General features: G+C 73.2%; 7 protein-coding genes. 2 read left to right on the top strand and 5 right to left on the bottom strand.

Features of this window, described 5'->3' with window-relative positions:
* The first annotated feature begins 37 nt into the window (after positions 1-37).
* Together PV343_RS05575 and PV343_RS05570 are read left to right on the top strand one after the other, a co-directional pair.
* On the top strand, positions 38-2,578 hold the full coding sequence (locus PV343_RS05575; RefSeq protein ID WP_319145638.1) for a CHAT domain-containing protein: 2,541 nt from the start codon (positions 38-40) through the stop codon (positions 2,576-2,578).
* Complete coding sequence (locus tag PV343_RS05570; RefSeq protein ID WP_319145637.1) at positions 2,575-11,886, top strand: hypothetical protein; 9,312 nt, start codon at positions 2,575-2,577, stop codon at positions 11,884-11,886. The genes PV343_RS05575 and PV343_RS05570 overlap by 4 nt, the downstream gene beginning before the upstream one ends.
* A gap of 52 nt (positions 11,887-11,938) precedes the next feature.
* On the opposite strand, the gene PV343_RS05565 is transcribed toward PV343_RS05570, so the two are convergent.
* From PV343_RS05565 to PV343_RS05545, 5 genes are all read right to left on the bottom strand, one after another.
* Entirely contained in the window at positions 11,939-13,039 is a 1,101-nt protein-coding gene (locus PV343_RS05565; RefSeq protein ID WP_319145636.1) for an acyltransferase family protein, read from the bottom strand.
* Between the two features lie 60 nt (positions 13,040-13,099).
* Complete coding sequence (gene meaB / locus PV343_RS05560; RefSeq protein ID WP_319145635.1) at positions 13,100-14,113, bottom strand: methylmalonyl Co-A mutase-associated GTPase MeaB; 1,014 nt, start codon at positions 14,111-14,113, stop codon at positions 13,100-13,102.
* 5 nt (positions 14,114-14,118) lie between these two features.
* The gene (gene scpA / locus PV343_RS05555; protein WP_319145634.1) at positions 14,119-16,293 is read right to left on the bottom strand and encodes a methylmalonyl-CoA mutase; all 2,175 of its coding nucleotides are present in this window, start codon (positions 16,291-16,293) and stop codon (positions 14,119-14,121) included.
* On the bottom strand, positions 16,293-18,101 hold the full coding sequence (locus tag PV343_RS05550; RefSeq protein ID WP_319145633.1) for a methylmalonyl-CoA mutase family protein: 1,809 nt from the start codon (positions 18,099-18,101) through the stop codon (positions 16,293-16,295). The genes scpA and PV343_RS05550 overlap by 1 nt, the downstream gene beginning before the upstream one ends.
* A gap of 109 nt (positions 18,102-18,210) precedes the next feature.
* A complete protein-coding gene (locus PV343_RS05545) occupies positions 18,211-18,714 on the bottom strand; it encodes a MarR family winged helix-turn-helix transcriptional regulator (RefSeq protein ID WP_319145632.1) in 504 nt (167 codons plus the stop codon).
* Positions 18,715-18,796: the final 82 nt, after the last annotated feature.

Raw genomic sequence — 18,796 nt, 5'->3', positions numbered from 1 at the left:
GTGGGGGAGCGGGGCACGAACACGGGGGTGAGACGCAGTGGATGAAGCGCATGTCGTCGAGCTGACGCTCAGTGAGACCGAAGTGCTGGTCGGCGAAGAAGGAGAGGAGCGCTGGACCGCTTCGGTCACTCTGCATCGGCCACGACATCAGGTCACGGTCTCGGGGCGCGGTGCGGGCGAGGACCTCGGTGCGCTGACCGCCGACTTCAGGAAGAGCGTCGGCAGCCAGACGATCGGCCGTGCCCTGCGTGCGCTGCTGCTGCCTGCGGAGGTCGAGACGGCGTTCCAGGATGCCTACCTCGACGCCGTGCGGGCCGATGCCCTGCTGTACGTGCGAATCCGCTGTGTCGACCCGCGGTTCGCCGGTCTGCCCTGGGAACTCACCCGCACGAGACTGCCCGTGTCGGCGTCGGCTCAGCAGTTCCGGCAGGTCCAGTTGGTCGGCGACCCGGTCCGGTGCGTCCTCTCCCGGGCGTCGGAGCACGACATCGCTCCGGCCCGGAAGGTACCGCTGCGCTCGCTCGTGGCCTCGGCGGCCGACGCCCTGGAGCATTCCCGGCCGGACGACGAGTTCGACTGGTCCCTGCACACGGCCTCGGCGGCCGAGCAGTTGCTGGAGCGGCTCGGCCGGTCCAGTCTGCTGGCGGCCGCCACCCGTCAGCAGCTCATGGAGCAGCTGAAGACGACCGCTCACGTCGTGTGCGTCATCGCCCACGGGTGGGACAGGCCGGCCACGGGCGGCGTTCGGGACTGCGGCATCGTGCTGAACGGCGACCCGGAGGAGGACTACCTCGCGGCCGCCGAACTGGCCGAGATGCTGGCACGGTCGGGCACCCAGCTCGTCGTCCTCATCTCGTGCGGCACCGCCGGGACCGGCGACGGCTTCCGCGGCTGGGGCAGCACCGCGGACCACCTCATCGCCTCGGGGATCCCCGCGGTCGTCGCCATGCAGGCGCCGGTCGAGCACGAGATCGGGCAGAACTTCCTGGTCGGACTCGTGGCCGGACTGACGCGAGACGGCGAGATCCACGCCGCGATGGCCGAAGGACTCCGTGAGATCGTCGAGACCTCCGACATCGTCGGGCACCTGGGCGTCCCCGCCCTCTACACCGCCCGCAACGGACTGCGCCTGCGCGACGCACCGCCCGCACCCGTGCTCGGCCCGCTGCGGGCCTACCCGGTCGTCCCGGCCCAGGAGACCGGCGAGCCGACGCTGGGGACCGAGGGCCGGCGGGTGCAGCTCGACACCGTCTGGGTGCTGGAGCGGCGGCCGTTCGCCGGTGTCCTGCTCGACGGTCTCGGCCACGACCTCGCGCAGGACCTGAACCGGGCGGAGAGGGCACTCGACCCTCCGCTGAAGCGGGCCGGGCTGCCCGCTCGCCAGTGGTTCGCCACCGATCTGCGGCAGCCACCTCCGCAGAGAGCCACCTGGGAGCCTGCCGCTGCCCGTACCGAGGGGGAGTGGAACGACTTCCGCGACAAGTACGACTGGCCCGCCCGCGAGGCCGGGACCGGGACCGCGGCGGAACGCAAGCCCAAGGACCCGCCGTCCAAGCGCGAGGCCGTCGACGGCTGGGTCCTCCGTGTCCACCTGCCCGTACAGCTCGACGACGCGTGGCGACGCGCGCGTGAAGCGTGGTTGGAGCGGCTCACCGGTGGGAGCGGTGGCCGCGCCCGACCGTTCGTCGTCGTGCTCGAAGGCTCGGTGGCCGACCTGGAGGCCCACGGCCCCGCCGCACTGAACGGCGTCCGGAGGGATCTGGAGGACCGCCTCGGCATCCCGGTCACCGCACTGAGCCGCCACCGTCCCGGCGACCGGTCCCAGGCCCGGGGGGCGGAGGCGGGTACGGCCGCCTCAGAAGGTCGGCCGGGCACCACCGAAACGGATTTGCGTGCGCTGCGCCGCCAGGACCCGGCGCGTTACGCACGGGAGCTGGAGCGGCTCGCGGCCGACGAGACGCTGCCCGGCCATCGCGAGTCCCTGACGGTCGCCGCCGACTACGACGAGGACGTCCACGCCTGGATCCGGGCGCTCGGAGCGAACCGGCCCGTGCCCCGCCCGGGCGCCCTGCCCCTCGGCATCGACACCGAGCGGGCCGACACCATCGCCCTGGCGCTGCTCAAGGTGCGGCAGCCGCTCCTCGACGCCGACCTGCGCGCCTGGGACGACCTGATCCTGTCCTGCCCCGTCCGCCGTCTGGTGCGCCGGTACGGGACCAAGTGGGCCGTGGACCCACCGGACGAGGGCCAGCTCGTGAGCTGGCTGTCCGACCACCCCGACAGCGCTCCGGCCGCGGTCCGCGCGGGACTCCCCGTACCGATCGGCAAGGTGCTCAGCCGCCTGCCACGCGCCACGGCCTGGTGGCCGCTCCTGCGGGCCACCGATCTGGACCGCGAGGCCGTGAGCCTGCTCCTCCGGCTACCCGTGACCGAACGCCACGCCCTAGGTCTGGTCCGGGCAGAGCCGACGCCGGCCGGCGTCGAGGCCGGCGACCTGGTCGAACACATCAGGGAGTCGGTGGGCCGTGCGCCGACCAGGCTCCGACACCCCGCTCCCACCGACGAGGCAACACGATGATCGAGGACTGGTACTTCTGCTCCGCCATGCGCGACACGCCGCACGGGACGCACGCCTACCTGGCCGTACTGGACGTGCTGGACGCGCCCGCGGAACTGGGCGAGGCGGTTCCCGACGCGCTGGACGCCCTGGAGGACTGCGAGCCGTGGACCGCGCTGCACGTCGCGCCCCGGCTGCTGCGGCTGGCCACCGGCGGAGGGGAGAACGCCGAGCTCTGCCTGGAGCACCTGCTCGGCACGGTGGCCCACACGGTGGGCGGCGGCAAGGTCGCCGAAGCGCTCACGGACCTGTTACGGGCCTGCGCGCAGGAGAGCCCGTCCCGGGCGGGCGCGCGGTTGGGTCATGCCGCGACGACCTGGGGCGACACGGCCAAGCCCTCGGCCACCGATGAGCCGTTCCGCGAGCTCACCCACTATCCGCAGGAGACCCTCCTGCTGGCCGCGACCGCCCACCTGGCCGAGCACCCGGACGCCGCCGAGAGCATCAACTCGGAGCTGGGCAACGAGGGTTCGTCGCTGGAGGAACTGACCCGCCGCGCCCTGGCCCACGAGTACGGACGCCTGCCGTTCCTGCTCGCCCTGCGTGCCCTCGGTGACGTCGCCTCCGGACCGGCCGAACGGAACCGGCTGCTGAAGGCGCTGTGCCGGCCCGCCGTCGGCTGGGTGGACCTGGAGCCGGACCTGATGACGGCCGCCGCCCGCCTGCTGCACCTCGGCACCGGACGGGACACCGAGGCCGCCGTGGCCGACCTGGACACCGACGCCGTCACCCTCAACGGGTTGCGCGGACTGGTCAGGCTGCGCGGCGACGTCCGGCCCAGGACACCCGCCGCGCGCGTCCTCGACCGGCTCGGCCTGCCGGGCGAGAAGCCGCCGCCCGCGCTGTCCGCGGTCCTGTGGCAGCAGGCGCTCTGGGACCTCGCGGCCCGGGTCCATCCCGTGGCGGCGGCCGCGGTGCTCGTCGACCGGTGGGGCGCGCCCGGCGGCCGGCCCCACTACCCCGTGTGGTTCAGCGGCCCGGTCGAACACAGGGAACGCATCGCATGGGCCCGCCAGCTCACGGACCTGTGGCAGCTGCGGACCGGTCCGGTGCGGCCCCCGCAGCAGAAGGGCGGGGGCGCCGGACACGTGATCAAAACCGGCCACCTGGACGCCCCCAGGCTCCCGAGCCTGGCCTCCTGGGCCTTCTCGCCCTGGGTGGACCGGGCCCTGGTCGGCCGGGACGCCGCGGGCGGAGCCGACCGCTTCCCCACGGTGCACGACCAGGTGGTGCTGCTGCGGCTGCTGTCGTCCCTGCGCACGGCGGTCCGCCTGCTGCGGCACGGCGGCGAGCAGGCCCGCTTCCTCGCCGACCTGGTGATGCACGGCACCGAGGTCCTCACCGAGGGCAGGCTCGGGCAGCACATGCGGGAGATCGCGAACGGCGACGAGCAGCACAAGGACTCCCCGGTCCCGCCCGCGCTCGTACCGCTGGCCTTCTCCGCCTTCCGGACGGGGATGTACGCCCTGCGCGGGGTGTACCCGGAGCTGCATCCGGAGGTGTTCGCCCAGCGCACCGTCGCGAGCACGGACCCCGAGGCGCTGCGGGACCCCACCCAGCGCTTCTACCGCCAGGCCCAGCTGCTCCACCGGGACGGGGGAGCCCTCAACGTGCTGGTGCGGGCCGTGCTGGAGGCGCTCTCGGGTGCCAGCGGACCGCAGGACCGCACCCCGCAGAGCCGCTGGTTCGACGGCGAACCCGCGATCGTCGAGCTGGTGCTCGACCTGGCCGCCCGCCGGCTCCACCCCTGGGCCCATCGCCAGAACCTCGGCAACGCGCTGCTGCTGCAGCAGCTGCTTCTCGAACGGCAAGTGACGGCCGACCGCATGGCGCACAACCGCGACATGGACCGCCGGCCGCAGACCTTCCACGAGATCCTGCTCATCGCCCCGAGCGACCTGGAGACGTCCGACGACCTGGAGACGTTCGACCGGTGGATCGACAGGGCCCGGCGGACCAACGGCGCCGCACACCTGCTCGCGGCAGCCTCGGTCCGGCTGCTGCAGGCGATGAAGCAGCCCCGGGACGGCCTGCCGGACGGCGCGCTGCGTGCTCTGGTCGACGAGTGGGTGAGCCGGATGGACCGGGTCCGCGCGCCCAAGGAGTTCGCGCGGCTGACCCGCTGGTACATGCTGCAGATGTTCGACGTGATCCAGGACGACAGCGAGCAGGACGTCCGGGTCATGCACAAACTGCTCGACGTCTTCACCGAGTTCGGCCTGCGCACCCCAACCGACCAGCGACTGCTCTTCAAGAGGCTGGTCGAACCGGAGCCGCTGGCCGAACCGAGGCCGCTGCCGTCCGGGGCCGCCACCACCGTGCGCACCCGCCTGCTCAGCCTGTCCTACGACGGACGGCTCGCCCAGGCCGGGGTGGACCGGGCCACGCAGGACGTGTGGGAGCGGGCCATGTACCGGGAGACCGGGCAGTCGCTCGGACGTCAGCTCGACTGGCTGGTCAGGTCCCTGACGCGGGACGCCTCCGGGGACGGCCGGGAGAACCGCGCGTTCGTCGAGCGGTCATGGGAGAAGTCGGTCCTCAGCTCGGACCTCCGGTCGCAGACGGTTCCCCTGGGCACCTCCGAGCGGCACCTGGCCGGAGCCGCGCGCAAGGGCAAGGCCCCGGACCCCCGCACGGTAGTGGCCCAGTTCGCCTACCAGAGCCGGGACGAGGCGGTGTTCCACCACCTGCCGGTCGACATGAAGCAGGGGGAGACCTACGACCTGTACAACGAGCCCGGCCAGCGCGACAAAGTCATCAGGGAGGCGCGTCAGGGGCGGTCCCCGAGCGTGGTCGGAGTGGTGTGCGGGCGGACCGGGGAAGGGAGACTGCTGCTCAACTGCGGCCTCGGACAGCCGTTGGAGGCGTCCGCCGACCACAGTGTCGAGGTCGGTGACCCGGTCCGGTTCCAGCTCGGCCACGACCGTTACGAGGGCATCGAGGTCTACGGAGTGCCCCAGAAGCTCCCCGTGACGCATCGGGTGGGTGACGTACGGCGGGTGCGCGTCACCCTGCGACCGGCCAAGGGGATGGCGGGAGTGGTCCTCGCGGACGCGCCGGACGACACCGAGGAGGGCGCCGGGCCGCTCTCCGCCTGGGACCCGGACCTCACCAGGGGATTCGCTCCGGCGGACGAGAGGCCCGGTAACGTCGTCGAGACCGTCGCCCGCTACGAGACGGACGGCTGGCACCCCGTCGACCGCGGCTTCACCGAGTTCCTGGCCTCCGAACTGCCCTACGGCGGCGGGACGGTGGCGGTCCTGACCCTGATGGAGCAGACCGCCGCGGAGCCGGGGGCCTGGCGGTTCGGGCTGCGGCCCGGACACACCTACCTCCTGCCGGACCGCTGCTGGGACCCGGAGTCCGCGGCAGCGCTGCGCGAGGAGATCGCCGAGGCACGGGACCCGGTCGGACTTCGCTGCTGGGTGACGGTCACCGATCCGCCGGACAAGGAGCCGCCCCGGCTCACGCTCGTCAGCGAGCCACCGGACGACCTGCCGGAGTCCGAGTGCTTCGAGGCTGCGGCGGGCGGCCTCGACACCAGGAACCTGCGGTGGCGCGACCTGTGCTCCGGGGACACCGTCGAGGTGGTCCTCAAGGACCGGCGCGGGTGGGTGGAACACGGCATCCCCGGGTTTCCTGTCATCGTCGTCAAGGACATGCCGCCGCACTCGGCGGACTCCGTCGAGCAGACGGTGACCGGCTGGGACGAGCGCGGCATGCGCACGGCACAGGTCAAGGCACTCGTCGACCCGCACCTCGACGCCCAGCAGGCGACCACGGAGGCGTTCCATCGGCTGCACGACCTCAGGGCCGGCGATGTCGTCCGGCTGCGGGGCGGGGTCAAGTCACCGTCGCGCGGGGGTACGTACAACGCCTGGACGGTCGAGGGGAACATCCAGGTCGCCGTCGAGGCGGAGTCCGTGATGCTGCGTCCCGCCAGGGACGCGGACGAGTGGCAACGCGCGGTCAGGGGCCGGGACGCCGTCGTCACCAGAGTCACCTGGACCGACCGCGACACCCCGACCCTCCACCCGCGCGACGTCGCACAGCCGGTGTCCACCGACGACCTGCTGGCCCAACTGCCCGAGGGGACGCCCGCCGAGGTCGGCAAGCTGCTCGCGGGCGCGCACCACCTCGACGGCGTGCTGCTCTCGGCACCGACGTCGCACTCCGGCCAGACACCGCAGGTCTGGTTGAGGGTGGGCGAACACGTCGTCGACGTCCGCATCCCGTGGGAGGCGTTCCCGGAACCGGCCCGTTCCAGCGGTGACCGGGTGAAGGCCTGCCGTACGGGCGGATACTGGGCCTTCACCGTGGTCCGCCGCCGCGTCTTCGCCCGGTGTCTGTGGAGGCTGGACGAGACGCCGGGACGCAATCACGCCTATCTCGGAACCGCTCTCGACACGTCGCAAAAGCGATTTCCGCTCGGGCAGGTGCACGGCCAACCTGGGGTGCTGGCCGACTTGAGCAAGCTGCGCAGGCGCGGCCAGGACGAGTTCACTTCCGCCCCGGTGTCCCTCGGAACCCCCTTCCTGGACGGCGGCAAGCGAGGGAGGCAGCAGGGGCGAGACGCCGTGAGCCGGCACCGCGCGCAGGTGTCGCTCGGGCGCGGCCGCTCGGCCTGGGGCTACACCAGGGCTCGCTTCGAGACCGAGCAGGCGTGGCAGGTCGACTCCGTCGAACTGGAGCTGACCCCCAGGGGGCGCGCCCGGTTCTACGACGTGCGCCGGATCTTCAAGCTCACCGAGGCGCGCAGCGGACAGACCGACGGTGATCAGGACAAGGCGTGGCCACTGGTCATGAAGGCGGCCGGCTGGAACGCCGAACTGCGCGACCGGGAGGCCGTGCTGCTGCCGGTGCCGGTCGACGACTCGGGGCGCCGCGTCAGCCTGCCGCCGGTACCCCTGGAACCGGACGAGCGGCCCCACGTCGAGGGCGCCACGTACGCGCGCAAGAACGCCCGGGTCGTGGTGCGGCCGGTCCCCGCGCCCGCCGAGGGCACCGTGCCGTACACGGCCTCGTTCCGCCAGGTGCAGCCGCTGCGCCTGGGCACCTTCATGGAGATCCACAACATCGTCGCCGGCCGCGAGACGGAGACCTCCCTCTACTTCGTCGGCCTGGTACCGCGGGACCGGTCACGCGGCGGGCGCCCCCAGCCGGACCGGCTGCTCTTCGAGTACGGGTACGGACGCACCCTCCAGGTCCACCTGAACGACGTGAGACTGGACGGCCGTCCGCTGCGCGGCGCCAGGGAACTGCCGGTCTTCCACGGCGACCAGGTCACCCGCGTCACCATCACCCCGAAGGTGCGGCGGGGCGACGAGCCGAAGGGCCAGGACCGGTTCTGGCTGGACCTGCACGGGCACGGGATCCGCTGGTCGACCGAGCGCCGGCTGCGCCGGGAGGCCGGTCTCGGCATCCTCTCCCGGCTGACCGTGCGCCTGGACCGGGAGGCCGACACGGCTCACGTCCTCGGCGTCGAGACCCTCAGCAGGGCGCCCGCCACCGACGAACGCGCGGGCGAGGGCCCGGAGGAGGTCTGCACGCCCCGGCTCCGGCTGACCCAGAAGGGCATGGCGTCCGTCCTGAGTCACTACCCCACCGGCCCCGACGTCGTGCGTGTGCTCGGAAGACTGGACATCGAGAGGTGGGACCGCACCAACGGCCTGGAGGTGCAGTTCCGCCACGTGCGGCCGGTGGTCGACCCCAAGGCCCAGGACGGCATCCGGCACAACGAGCACGTCTTCATGTGGGCCGAGCGGATCCAGCAGCACCGCAACGACGTCACCCTCGACCTGGCGCTGGAACTCGGCTCGGAGCAGGCCCCCGAACGGATCGTCGCCCGGGTCACGCGCCGGACGTTCGCGCACCGGGAGGACCTGCTGCGCCGCATCTACGAGGAGAGCAGGCAGAAGGAGGACGCGCTGACCGGGACGCCCTATCTGGTCGAGCTGCGTCGCTGGCGGCAGGGCGACGGCCACTTCGAGGGGCGGATGACCAAGGCGCCGGCCCGGCGCGCCAAGGCGCTGCTCAGCCTTCTGACCACGCGCGACCCGTCCTGTTTCGCCACGGTCACGGCGGACGAGCCGGATCATCTGCGGCTGGAGCTGCGGGCGGGCATCCACGTCTCCCTGACCCCGGCGGACATCGCCGAGTCGGACGACGTGGAGCCGGGCACCGTGGTGCGCGTCACCCGGACCGAGGACGACCGGTTCCGGCTCCGGACGGCCCTGCCCAGCGACTCCGCGTACGCCGTCGACGGCCGTGAGGCCGTGGTGTTCCCCAAGAACCCCCTGCTGAGCGGGAACCGGCCCCTCGCGAAACAGCTGAAACAGCCGCTGTTCACCGTCTCGGGCCTGCCCAACACGGAGCTCTTCGCCGCCCAGGCCGAAACGGAGGACGCCACGCTCGCCGGCATCGGCCGGGTGATGCGGCACCCGCACCCCAAGACCGGCCGGCTGCGCACCGGGTCGCAGGACCTCGTCCTGGAGGCCACGGAACCCGGCGAGAGCAAGGTCGCCTGGCTCTCCGTGGATCCCGGCACCCTGGAGGCGCGCCTGGCCCCGGTGATCCCCGGCGAACCGGAGCAGGGCCCGGGAGAGCGGGCTAAGGCTCCGGCACACCCGGGCACGCCGATCGACCCGGCGCAGCTCTCCTTCGCCGACCGCGGCGCCCGCTGGATCGCCGAACGGCACGCCGTCGCGCGTGACGTGCCGCACGACGGCCGTACCGGGCACTGGCCCGACGGCACCCCGGGGTCGGTGGTCCGCGAGGAACTGGACCGCCGGGGCAGCGAGCCGCCGGTGATCCCCGCCGACGGCCCGACCCTGCGCTTCCCGCTGGAGCAGGGCCGCCACTACGGCTTCCCCGCCGGGCACCTCACCGTCCGCCGCGCCGGCGCCGACCGACGGACCGGCAAGGGCAAGGCGGAAGCGGCCGGCAGGCGACGCACGGACGAGGAGGCACATCTCTGTCCCGTCGCGGGCCCGGTACGGCACGCCGGGGGCACGGGCGAGGCCGACGGTCTGTGGCTGGAGCTGTCGCCCGGCCGGCTCGCCGAGGTGCCGGGCGGCCTGGTGCACACCCTGCGCAACGGTGTCCTGGAGTCCCTGGAGGGGCTGTGCTGGGACCTGTTCCGGCCCGGTGACATGGTGTGGGCCACCGCCCATCAGCGGGGCCTGACCGAACCGGCCTGCGTCGTGCTGCGGGACTGGCGACCGGGGCTGCGCGGCGCCCTGGGCGACGCACCCGCCGTCCTGACGGTCCGCACCGCCGACCCCGGGTCCGGCACGCTGCACCTGGGCGGCGGCGACCGGGAGTTGCGGTACCCGGTCACCCGGGAGGCGGCGGTCCGGCACGCCGAGGGCAGCACGGTCCGGCTCACCCCGGACAACCGCCTCGCCCCCTGGTCCGGCGCCCCCGAGCCCGGGGACGCCGTACTGCTGGGCTGCGACCAGGACGGCGTCCTGCACGTGCACGGCGTCCCCGGCGCCGCCGTCGCCCTCGCCGAGGACGGCTGGGCGGACGACGACTGGCTGCGCCGGGAGCTGTCGGCGCCACCGGAGCGGGTTCTCGCCCTGCTGGCCATGGTCGACGGGGCGCTTCCCGTGACCGTCGAGCGGGCCGGGGCCGACGGCACTCTGCTGGTGTCCCGCGCGGGCCAGCCGCGCCTGCCGGCCGGGCCCGAGCGGCGATGGCAGGTGCCGGCCCGGCCGGCGGGGCGGCTGGCGGACGGCCGGCTCGTGCTCAGCGCGGGCGGTGCCCTGCTCGCCGTCCCCCTCGACCGGCTGGTACCCGGTCTGCCCGCCGAGGCCGCCGACGCGGTGGCCGCGACGCTGACCGGACCGGAGCGGCCAGGTGCCGGTGCCCGGACGCTGTGGCTGCACAGCGGGGCCGACGGGACTCCGGAGACCGGGCTGCGCATCCGGCAGGAGGCCGAGCGGCTGGTCCTGCCGCTCGCCGCGGTCGACGGGAACGGCGGCGACGCGAACCCGGCGGGCCTGCTGTGCCAGGAGAAGGCGTCGGGGGCGCTGCGCTGGTTGCCCGCGGCGCACGCGGCCTGGGCGAACCTGACGGGCGGCCAGTTGCACGAGCACCTGGTCGAGCCGGAGCGCCACGTCTGGGCCCAGGTCGTCGCGCGCGGACACGTCTCCTGCACGTCCTCGGCCTCGGCGCTCAGTCACTTCCGGCGCCTGCGGATCGGCCAGCCGGTCCGGCTCGTCGTGCTGGGCGGCGTGCCTCGCAGGGCTCCCCACGGCCGGCACCGGTACCTGGCCCGGCTGGAGAGCAACGACCTCCTCGTGTCCTTCCTCAGCAGGGCGTCCAACCTCCCGGACGACCAACGGCTCGTCGGTGAGGTGGAGGCGCTGACCGATCACACCGAGGGCGGCGCGGCGCAGGTGCGCACCGTGCACCGCAACCAGCGCGGCATCGTGCCCGACGTGCCCAGCATCGTCGTCGCGGCGAACAAACCGCCGGCCCGCTTCGACCGTTACCGGGACGTGTGCCTCGACCCGGACGCCGTGATCGAGGACGAGGACGGGGAGACGACCGCCAGACAGCGTCTGGTGCGGGCGGCGTGGCACCACCTCGAAGCCGGCGGGTCCGGGAAGCCGTCGGCCGAGGCGGAGCAGGCGCTGGACCACTGGGCCGACCTCTGCATGAGGGAGCGCTGGGAGGAGAAGGAGGCCGACCTCCTGCCGCTGCTCGCGGCCACGTTGCTGACCGCGGCGAAGGGCGCGGACAACGAGGACGACGCGGGGCTCGCCGTCGATCTCGCGTACCACCTGGGCGCGCGGGCCCTGCGGGCCGTCCACGTCGATCCCATGCTGGCGTCCTGGATCGCCGTCGAGCAGCACCGGACGGGCCTGTGGGGGAGGCTCGGTTCCGTGACGGTCACCTCGCTGCTCGAACCGGCCGACCTGGAGCGGCTGGTGTCCTTCGGGCGGGCCCGGCTCTACCGCGCGGCGGTGGAGAAGGAACCCGAACTGGAGCTGATCGCACGGGGACTCCTGCTCTCCGTCGGGGAGCCGGTCCACCTCGACCCGCTGCTGGACCCGCCGGGCATCATCGCGGAACTGTCCCGCATCCGCCGCGCCCTGGTTCCCCCGGGCAACGAGACGCGGGCGCAGGACGGTCTCCACCCCGCGCAGATCGCCTTCCTCGCGTCGGTGTTCCGGGCCGCCCTGCGCAACGCGCGCCACGCGGTGCTGCCGGGCGTGCTCTTCACCCCGCCGGACTGGTCGGGCGAGGCGGCCGGAGCCTGACCGGGGTCCGACCGCGGTCCCCACCACGGCCTGTGGCGGTGGGGACCGCCGGTCAGGCGTTCCCCACCGCCGACCGGGACCGGCCTTCGCCGCCCGCCGTCCCGCGGAAGTCCCACTCCGTCCTCGGCTCCACCACGAATCGGAAGACCCGCCGCACCGGTGGCGTGCACAGCGCGGTCACGGCCGCCGCCGCCACGAGCGCCGCAGTGGCCCAGCCGAGGGGCCGGTGCACCCAGTGGGGGTCGTACCAGCCCCAGAACCGGGAGCCCTGGGCGAGGAATCCGTGCAGCAGGTACCCGTAGAGCGTGCCGCCGCCGAGCACGGTGAACCAGGTCCTGCGCCCGGGCACCCAGGCCAGGAAGCAGGCGACCAGCAGCAGTGAGCAGCCGAAGGTCGCCAGGGTCATGACGGGCCCGTACCAGTCGGGTGTGCCGAGTTCGGCGGCGCTGTCGCGGTGCATGAACCAGGAGGAGCGCGGCCGCGCCAGGTACGCCACGGCGAACCCGCCGGCGAACACCGGCACCGCCAGCACCCGCGTCCGCAGGGTGCGGACCCGCGAGAAGTGCTCGGGCCGCAGGCACAGGCCCAGGACGAAGTACGGCAGGAACTGCAGGACCCGCTGGAGATCGAGGTCGTTGCCGATCGACGGGGAGAGGGTCGCCAGCATCGCCACGACGAGCGCGAGCGGCAGCGGCCACCGGACGAGCCGCCACAGCGGGGCGGTCAGGCGCCAGACGAAGAGGGCCGCGAGGAACCACGTCAGATAGAGCGGGTCCAGCAGACTGACGGGGCGGTCCGGGACCTGGTCCGTCCACCGGGTGAAGAACGTGTACGCCGTCTCGAAGACCACGTAGGGAACGGCGATCCCCGTCACCAGCCGCGCGATCCGCGCCGGCGTCGCCTCGAAGCCGCGGGAGAAGTAGCCGGCGATGACGATGAACGCGGGCATGTGGAAGGCGTAGACGAGCGTGTACAGAGCGGTGACGGTACGGCTGTCGTCGCGCAGCGGCTCCCACGCGTGGCCGATCGCCACCAGCACGATCGCCAGGTACTTGGCGTTGTCGAAGAACGCGTCCCGCTGCGCCGCGGCCCCGGCGCCCGAGGTCGCCCCGGCCGCCGGGGAGGGCGCGGATCCTGGTCTGCGGTACGGCATCCCAGCCGTCTCACCCCACGCCCGCCCCGCAAACCCGCCACCGTCACGGTGTCGCGCAGCTCACATGCCGGGACCGGGGCGCCCGGCCCCGTCGGTGCTCGCGAACGCCCGCAGGATCTCCTCCGCCGCCAGCGTCGCCGTCAGCGAGCCGTCCTTCACCCGCTGTTCGAGAGCCGGGGCGGTCTCGCGTACCGCGGGGTGCGTGCGCAGGCGGTCCAGGAGTTCGTCCCGGACCATCGACCAGGTCCAGTCGACCTGCTGGTCCCGGCGCTTGGCGGCGAGCCGGCCCGTGGAGTCCAGCAGGGAGCGGTGCTGTTCCAGGCGGTCCCACACCACGTCGAGGCCCGACGACTCCCGGGCGCTGCAACTGAGCACCGGAGGCGTCCAGAACGCGTCCTTGCCGTGCATCAGGCGCAGCGCGCCCGACAGTTCGCGGGCCGCGGCCTTCGCATCGCGCTCGTGCGGGCCGTCCGCCTTGTTGACGGCGATGACGTCGGCCAGCTCCAGGACACCCTTCTTGATGCCCTGCAACTGGTCGCCGGTGCGGGCCAGGGTCAGCAGCAGGAAGGAGTCGACCATGTTCGCCACGGCCGTCTCCGACTGGCCCACGCCGACGGTCTCCACCAGGATCACGTCGTAGCCCGCCGCCTCCATGACGACCATCGACTCCCGGGTGGCCTTCGCGACGCCGCCCAGCGTGCCCGCGCTGGGGGAGGGCCGGACGAAGGCCGCCGGGTCCACCGCCAGCCGCTCCATCCGCGTCTTGTCGCCGAGGATCGAGCCGCCGGTGCGGGTCGAGGACGGGTCCACCGCGAGCACGGCCACCCGGTGGCCCAGGGAGGTCAGCAGGGTGCCGAACGCGTCGATGAACGTCGACTTGCCGACACCCGGCACCCCGCTCACGCCGATCCGCCGCGCCCGGCCGCTGTGCGGCAGCAGCTCCGTGAGCAACTGCTGGGCCAGCGCCCGGTGCTGGGGGCGGGTGGACTCGACGAGCGTGATGGCGCGGGCCACCAGGGCCCGCCTGCCGTCGAGCACACCCTTCACATACGTGTCGAGATCGATCGCTGCCATCGGGCCTACAGGTCGTGGCCGAGGTCGGCCGACAGCCGCTTCACCAGGTCGTACGCGGCGTCCGGGATCACGGTGCCGGGCAGGAACACGGCCGCCGCGCCCATCTCCAGCAGGACCGGCACGTCCTGCGGCGGGATGACACCGCCGACCACGATCGTGATGTCCTCCCGGCCCTCCTCGGCCAGCTTCTCGCGCAGCGCGGGCACGAGGGTGAGGTGACCGGCGGCCAGCGACGACACGCCGACCACGTGCACGTCCGCCTCGACCGCCTGGCGGGCGACCTCCTCCGGCGTCTGGAACAGCGGGCCGACGTCGACGTCGAAGCCGAGGTCGGCGAAGCCGGTGGCGATCACCTTCTGGCCCCGGTCGTGGCCGTCCTGGCCCATCTTGGCGACCAGGATGCGCGGGCGCCGGCCCTCGGCCTCCTCGAAGGCGTCCACCAGGGCGCGGGTGCGGTCCACGGACGGGGACTCCCCTGTTTCGTTGCGGTACACGCCGGAGATCGTACGGATCTGGCTCGCGTGCCGGCCGTACACCTTCTCCAGGGCGTCGGAGATCTCACCGACGGTCGCCTTGGCCCTGGCCGCGCGCACGGCGAGCTCCAGCAGGTTGCCCTCGCCGTCCGCGGCCCGGGTGAGCGCGTCCAGCGCGTCCCGGCAGGCGGTCTCGTCCCGCTCCGCGCGCAGCCGCCGCAGCTTCTCGATCTGCTGGGCGCGCACGGAGGAGTTGTCGACCTTGAGGACCTCGATCTGCTCGTCGCTGTCCACGCGGTACTTGTTGACGCCGATCACCGGCTGGCGTCCCGAGTCGATCCGGGCCTGGGTGCGCGCGGCGGCCTCCTCCACGCGCAGCTTGGGGATGCCGGCGTCGATGGCCTGCGCCATGCCGCCCGCCTGCTCGACCTCCTGGATGTGCGCCCACGCCTTGCGGGCGAGGTCGTACGTCAGCCTCTCCACGTACGCGCTGCCGCCCCACGGGTCGATGACCCGGGTGGTGCCCGACTCCTGCTGGATGAGGAGCTGGGTGTTGCGGGCGATGCGGGCCGAGAAGTCGGTGGGCAGGGCCAGCGCCTCGTCGAGGGCGTTGGTGTGCAGCGACTGGGTGTGCCCCTGGGTCGCCGCCATCGCCTCGACACACGTGCGCGTCACGTTGTTGAACACGTCCTGCGCGGTCAGCGACCAGCCCGAGGTCTGCGAATGCGTGCGCAGCGACAGGGACTTGGTGTTCTTCGGCTCGAACTGCGCGACCAGCTTGGCCCACAGCAGCCGTGCCGCGCGCAGCTTGGCGATCTCCATGAAGAAGTTCATGCCGATCGCCCAGAAGAACGACAGCCGGGGCGCGAACGCGTCCACGTCCAGACCGGCCTCGCGACCCGCCCGGATGTACTCCACGCCGTCGGCGAGGGTGTACGCCAGCTCCAGGTCGGCCGTCGCACCGGCCTCCTGGATGTGGTAGCCGGAGATGGAGATGGAGTTGTAGCGGGGCATCCGCTGCGAGGTGTACGCGAAGATGTCGGAGATGATCCGCATCGACGGCTTGGGCGGGTAGATGTAGGTGTTGCGGACCATGAACTCCTTCAGAATGTCGTTCTGAATGGTCCCGGCCAGCTTCTCGGGCGGTACGCCCTGCTCCTCCGCCGCCACGATGTACAGCGCCAGGATCGGCAGCACCGCGCCGTTCATCGTCATCGACACGGTCATCTTGTCCAGCGGGATGCCGTCGAACAGCTGGCGCATGTCGTAGATCGAGTCGATGGCCACGCCCGCCATGCCGACGTCACCGGTGACGCGCGGGTGGTCGCTGTCGTAGCCCCGGTGCGTGGGCAGGTCGAAGGCGACCGAGAGGCCCTTCTGGCCCGCCGCCAGGTTGCGCCGGTAGAACGCGTTGGACTCCTCGGCGGTGGAGAAGCCCGCGTACTGGCGGATCGTCCAGGGCTGGTTGACGTACATCGTCGGGTAGGGGCCGCGCAGGTACGGCGCCATGCCCGGGTAGGTGCCCAGGAAGTCCAGGCCCTCCAGGTCGCGGCCGGTGTACAGCGGCTTGACCCCGATGCCCTCCGGGGTCTCCCACAGCGGTGCCGCGCCGCCGGACGCCCGCTCGGCGGCGGCCCGCCACTCCTCGGCGCTGCCGTCGGCGGCCGGCGTCCCCAGCTCGATGCCGGCGAAGTCGGGGATTCCCATCAGGACACTCCCATGCGGTCGAGGGTCGCGGACAGGACGTCGACGGCGTCGCAGCCCGCGAAGACGTACGAGTCGACGCCCGCGTACGCGGCCGGGCGGCCCGCGAGGAACACGTGCCGGGCGCCTGCGGCGCGCAGCGACTCGGCGGCCTGCGCGGCCTGTTCGGCGTACAGGTCGTCGCTGGAGCACAGCACGGCCTCGGTGGCACCGCTGTCCTCGAAGGCGCCTCCGGTGACCGGTTCGATGCCGCCGGCCTGGAAGAGGTTGGCGGCGAAGGTCGAGCGTGCGGTGTGCGCGGCGGCCGGGCCGAGGGTGGCCAGGAAGATCCTGGGGCGTGCGCCGGTCGCCGCGAGGTGGGCGTCGGAGCGGGCGCGCAGGGCCTCGTACGCCTCGTCGCGGCGCACCCGGGGCAGCCCGCCGGACGGCGGCTGGGGCGCGGGCACGCGCTCCACCGGCTTCTCGGACAGCAGCGGGAACTCGCTGACACCGGTGATGGGTTCGCGCCGCTTGGCGAGCTTCTTGGAGCGCTCCGCCCAGGTCGTCGCCAGGTCGGTGCGCAGGCGGCCGGAGCGCAGCACGGCCGCCTGGCCGCCGTCGCGCTCGACGGACCGGAAGAACTCCCAGGCGGCGTGGGCGAGTTCGTCGGTCAGCCGCTCGACGTACCAGGAGCCGCCCGCCGGGTCGATGACCCGTGCCAGGTGGGACTCCTCCACCAGGATCGTGGAGGTGTTGCGGGCGATGCGCCGGGCGAACGCGTCCGGCAGGCCGAGCGCGTGGTCGAACGGCAGCACGGTGACGGAGTCGGCGCCGCCCACTCCGGCGGCCAGCGTGGCGACCGTCGTGCGGAGCATGTTCACCCACGGGTCGCGGCGCGCCATCATCACCGGCGAGGTCACCACGTGCTGGACCTGGGCGCCGGCGCCCGGCGCGCCGGACACCTCGGCGACCCGGCCCCACAGCCGGCGCGCGGCGCGCAGCTTGGCGATGGTCAGGAACTGGTCGGCGGTGGCCGCGTAGCGGAACTCCAGCTGGGCGCAGGCCGCTTCGACGGTGAGGCCGGCCCCGGTCAGCTCGCGCAGGTAGGCGACGCCGGTGGCGAGGGAGGCGCCCAGTTCCTGGGCGGCCGAGCCGCCGGCCTCGTGGTACGGCAGCGCGTCCACGGTCAGCGCGCGCAGGCCCGGGTACTGCTCGGCGCAGCGCGCGGCGAGGGCGGCGACGGGCGCGAGGTCCTGCGGGGTTCCGGTGCGGGCCTGGTACCCGAGCGGGTCGGCGCCCAGGTTGCCGCGCACGGCCTTCGGGTCGACGCCCTTGTCCTCGTACAGCCGCAGCAGTGCGGCCGCGGCGGCCTCGGTGTCGGGGCCGGCGTCCAGGACCACCGGGGCCAGGTCGAGGTAGACGCCGTCGAGGGCGCGCGGCAGGTCGGCCACCGGGATGCCGCCCTCGCCGAGCACCAGCCAGAGCGAGGTGACGCCGTTCTCCAGGTCCCCGAGGACCGCTCCGTCGGTGAGCGCCGCGTGCCGCTGCCGTACGTCCCAGCCGCCCGCGGTGTTGCCCTCGGGGCGGCCGCCGCGCAGGTACGGGGCGAAGCCGGGCAGGCCGGGGTCGGGCGCGCCGTCGCGCGCCGTGTACAGGGGCCGGGTGCGCAGCCCGTCCTCGAGCGTCGTGGACAGAGCGTCCTCAGCTGCCTCGCCCGAGACTTCCTTGCCCGACTTGCGCAGCACACCCTCGACCAGGCGTTGCCACTGCTCGTGTGTCGCGTCAGGGAACTCGGCGGCCAGTGAGAGCCCGTCGTCAGGCAGGACCGTCATGGCTCGGATGCTAGGGCAGTGCGCTCAACCGAGTGCGGGGAGGGCCCTGTGACGTTTCCCTCCTTGCGGCTGTGACCTGCACCTCGCCCCGCTTCAAGGGGGCGATTTCCTATGGTTCGTACGGGTTCTCGGCGAGGCCGGGGATGAGCGCGCCGAGCGCCTCGCGCTGCTCCGGGCCGACGAACCGGGCGAGCGCCTGGGTGACCGTCTCGGCCAGGGTGCCGGACACCTCCCGCAGCCGGCGCCTGGCCTTCTCGGTGAGCGCGACCTCGATGCCCCGCTTGTCGCCGCAGACGGACTCGCGGGTGACCAGGCCCGCCCTCTGCAGACACGCGATCTGGTAGGTGAGCCGGGTCTTGGGGCGGCCCAGCAGCTCGGCGATCCGGGTCATGCGCAGGCCGCCGCGCGGCTGCTCGGCGAGCAGGCACAGGATGAGGAACTCGTCGTGCGAGACGTCGAGGGACTCCTTCACGGCGCACCGCAGCCGCTGCTCCACCGCGCCCGTCGCGGCCAGCAGCAGCATCCAGGCCCGCAGTTCGCCCGGGAGCAGGCCGCCGCCGCCCGCGGTGGGGCAGGCGGGCTGGTCGGCGGGGGTCTCGTCGCGGGCGGCCATGGTGTCGAGTCTATCTGTTGTCCAAATTTGGATATTGGGCTAGCGTGCAGTCATCCAAATTTGAACTAGTGATTCGGAGGGC

It is taken from the genome of Streptomyces sp. WI03-4A, from assembly GCF_033792105.1.
GTDB classification, from domain to species: domain Bacteria; phylum Actinomycetota; class Actinomycetes; order Streptomycetales; family Streptomycetaceae; genus Streptomyces; species Streptomyces collinus_A.
Note: the sequence above shows the minus strand (reverse complement) of the source record. Positions and strands in the feature narration are given on the sequence as shown.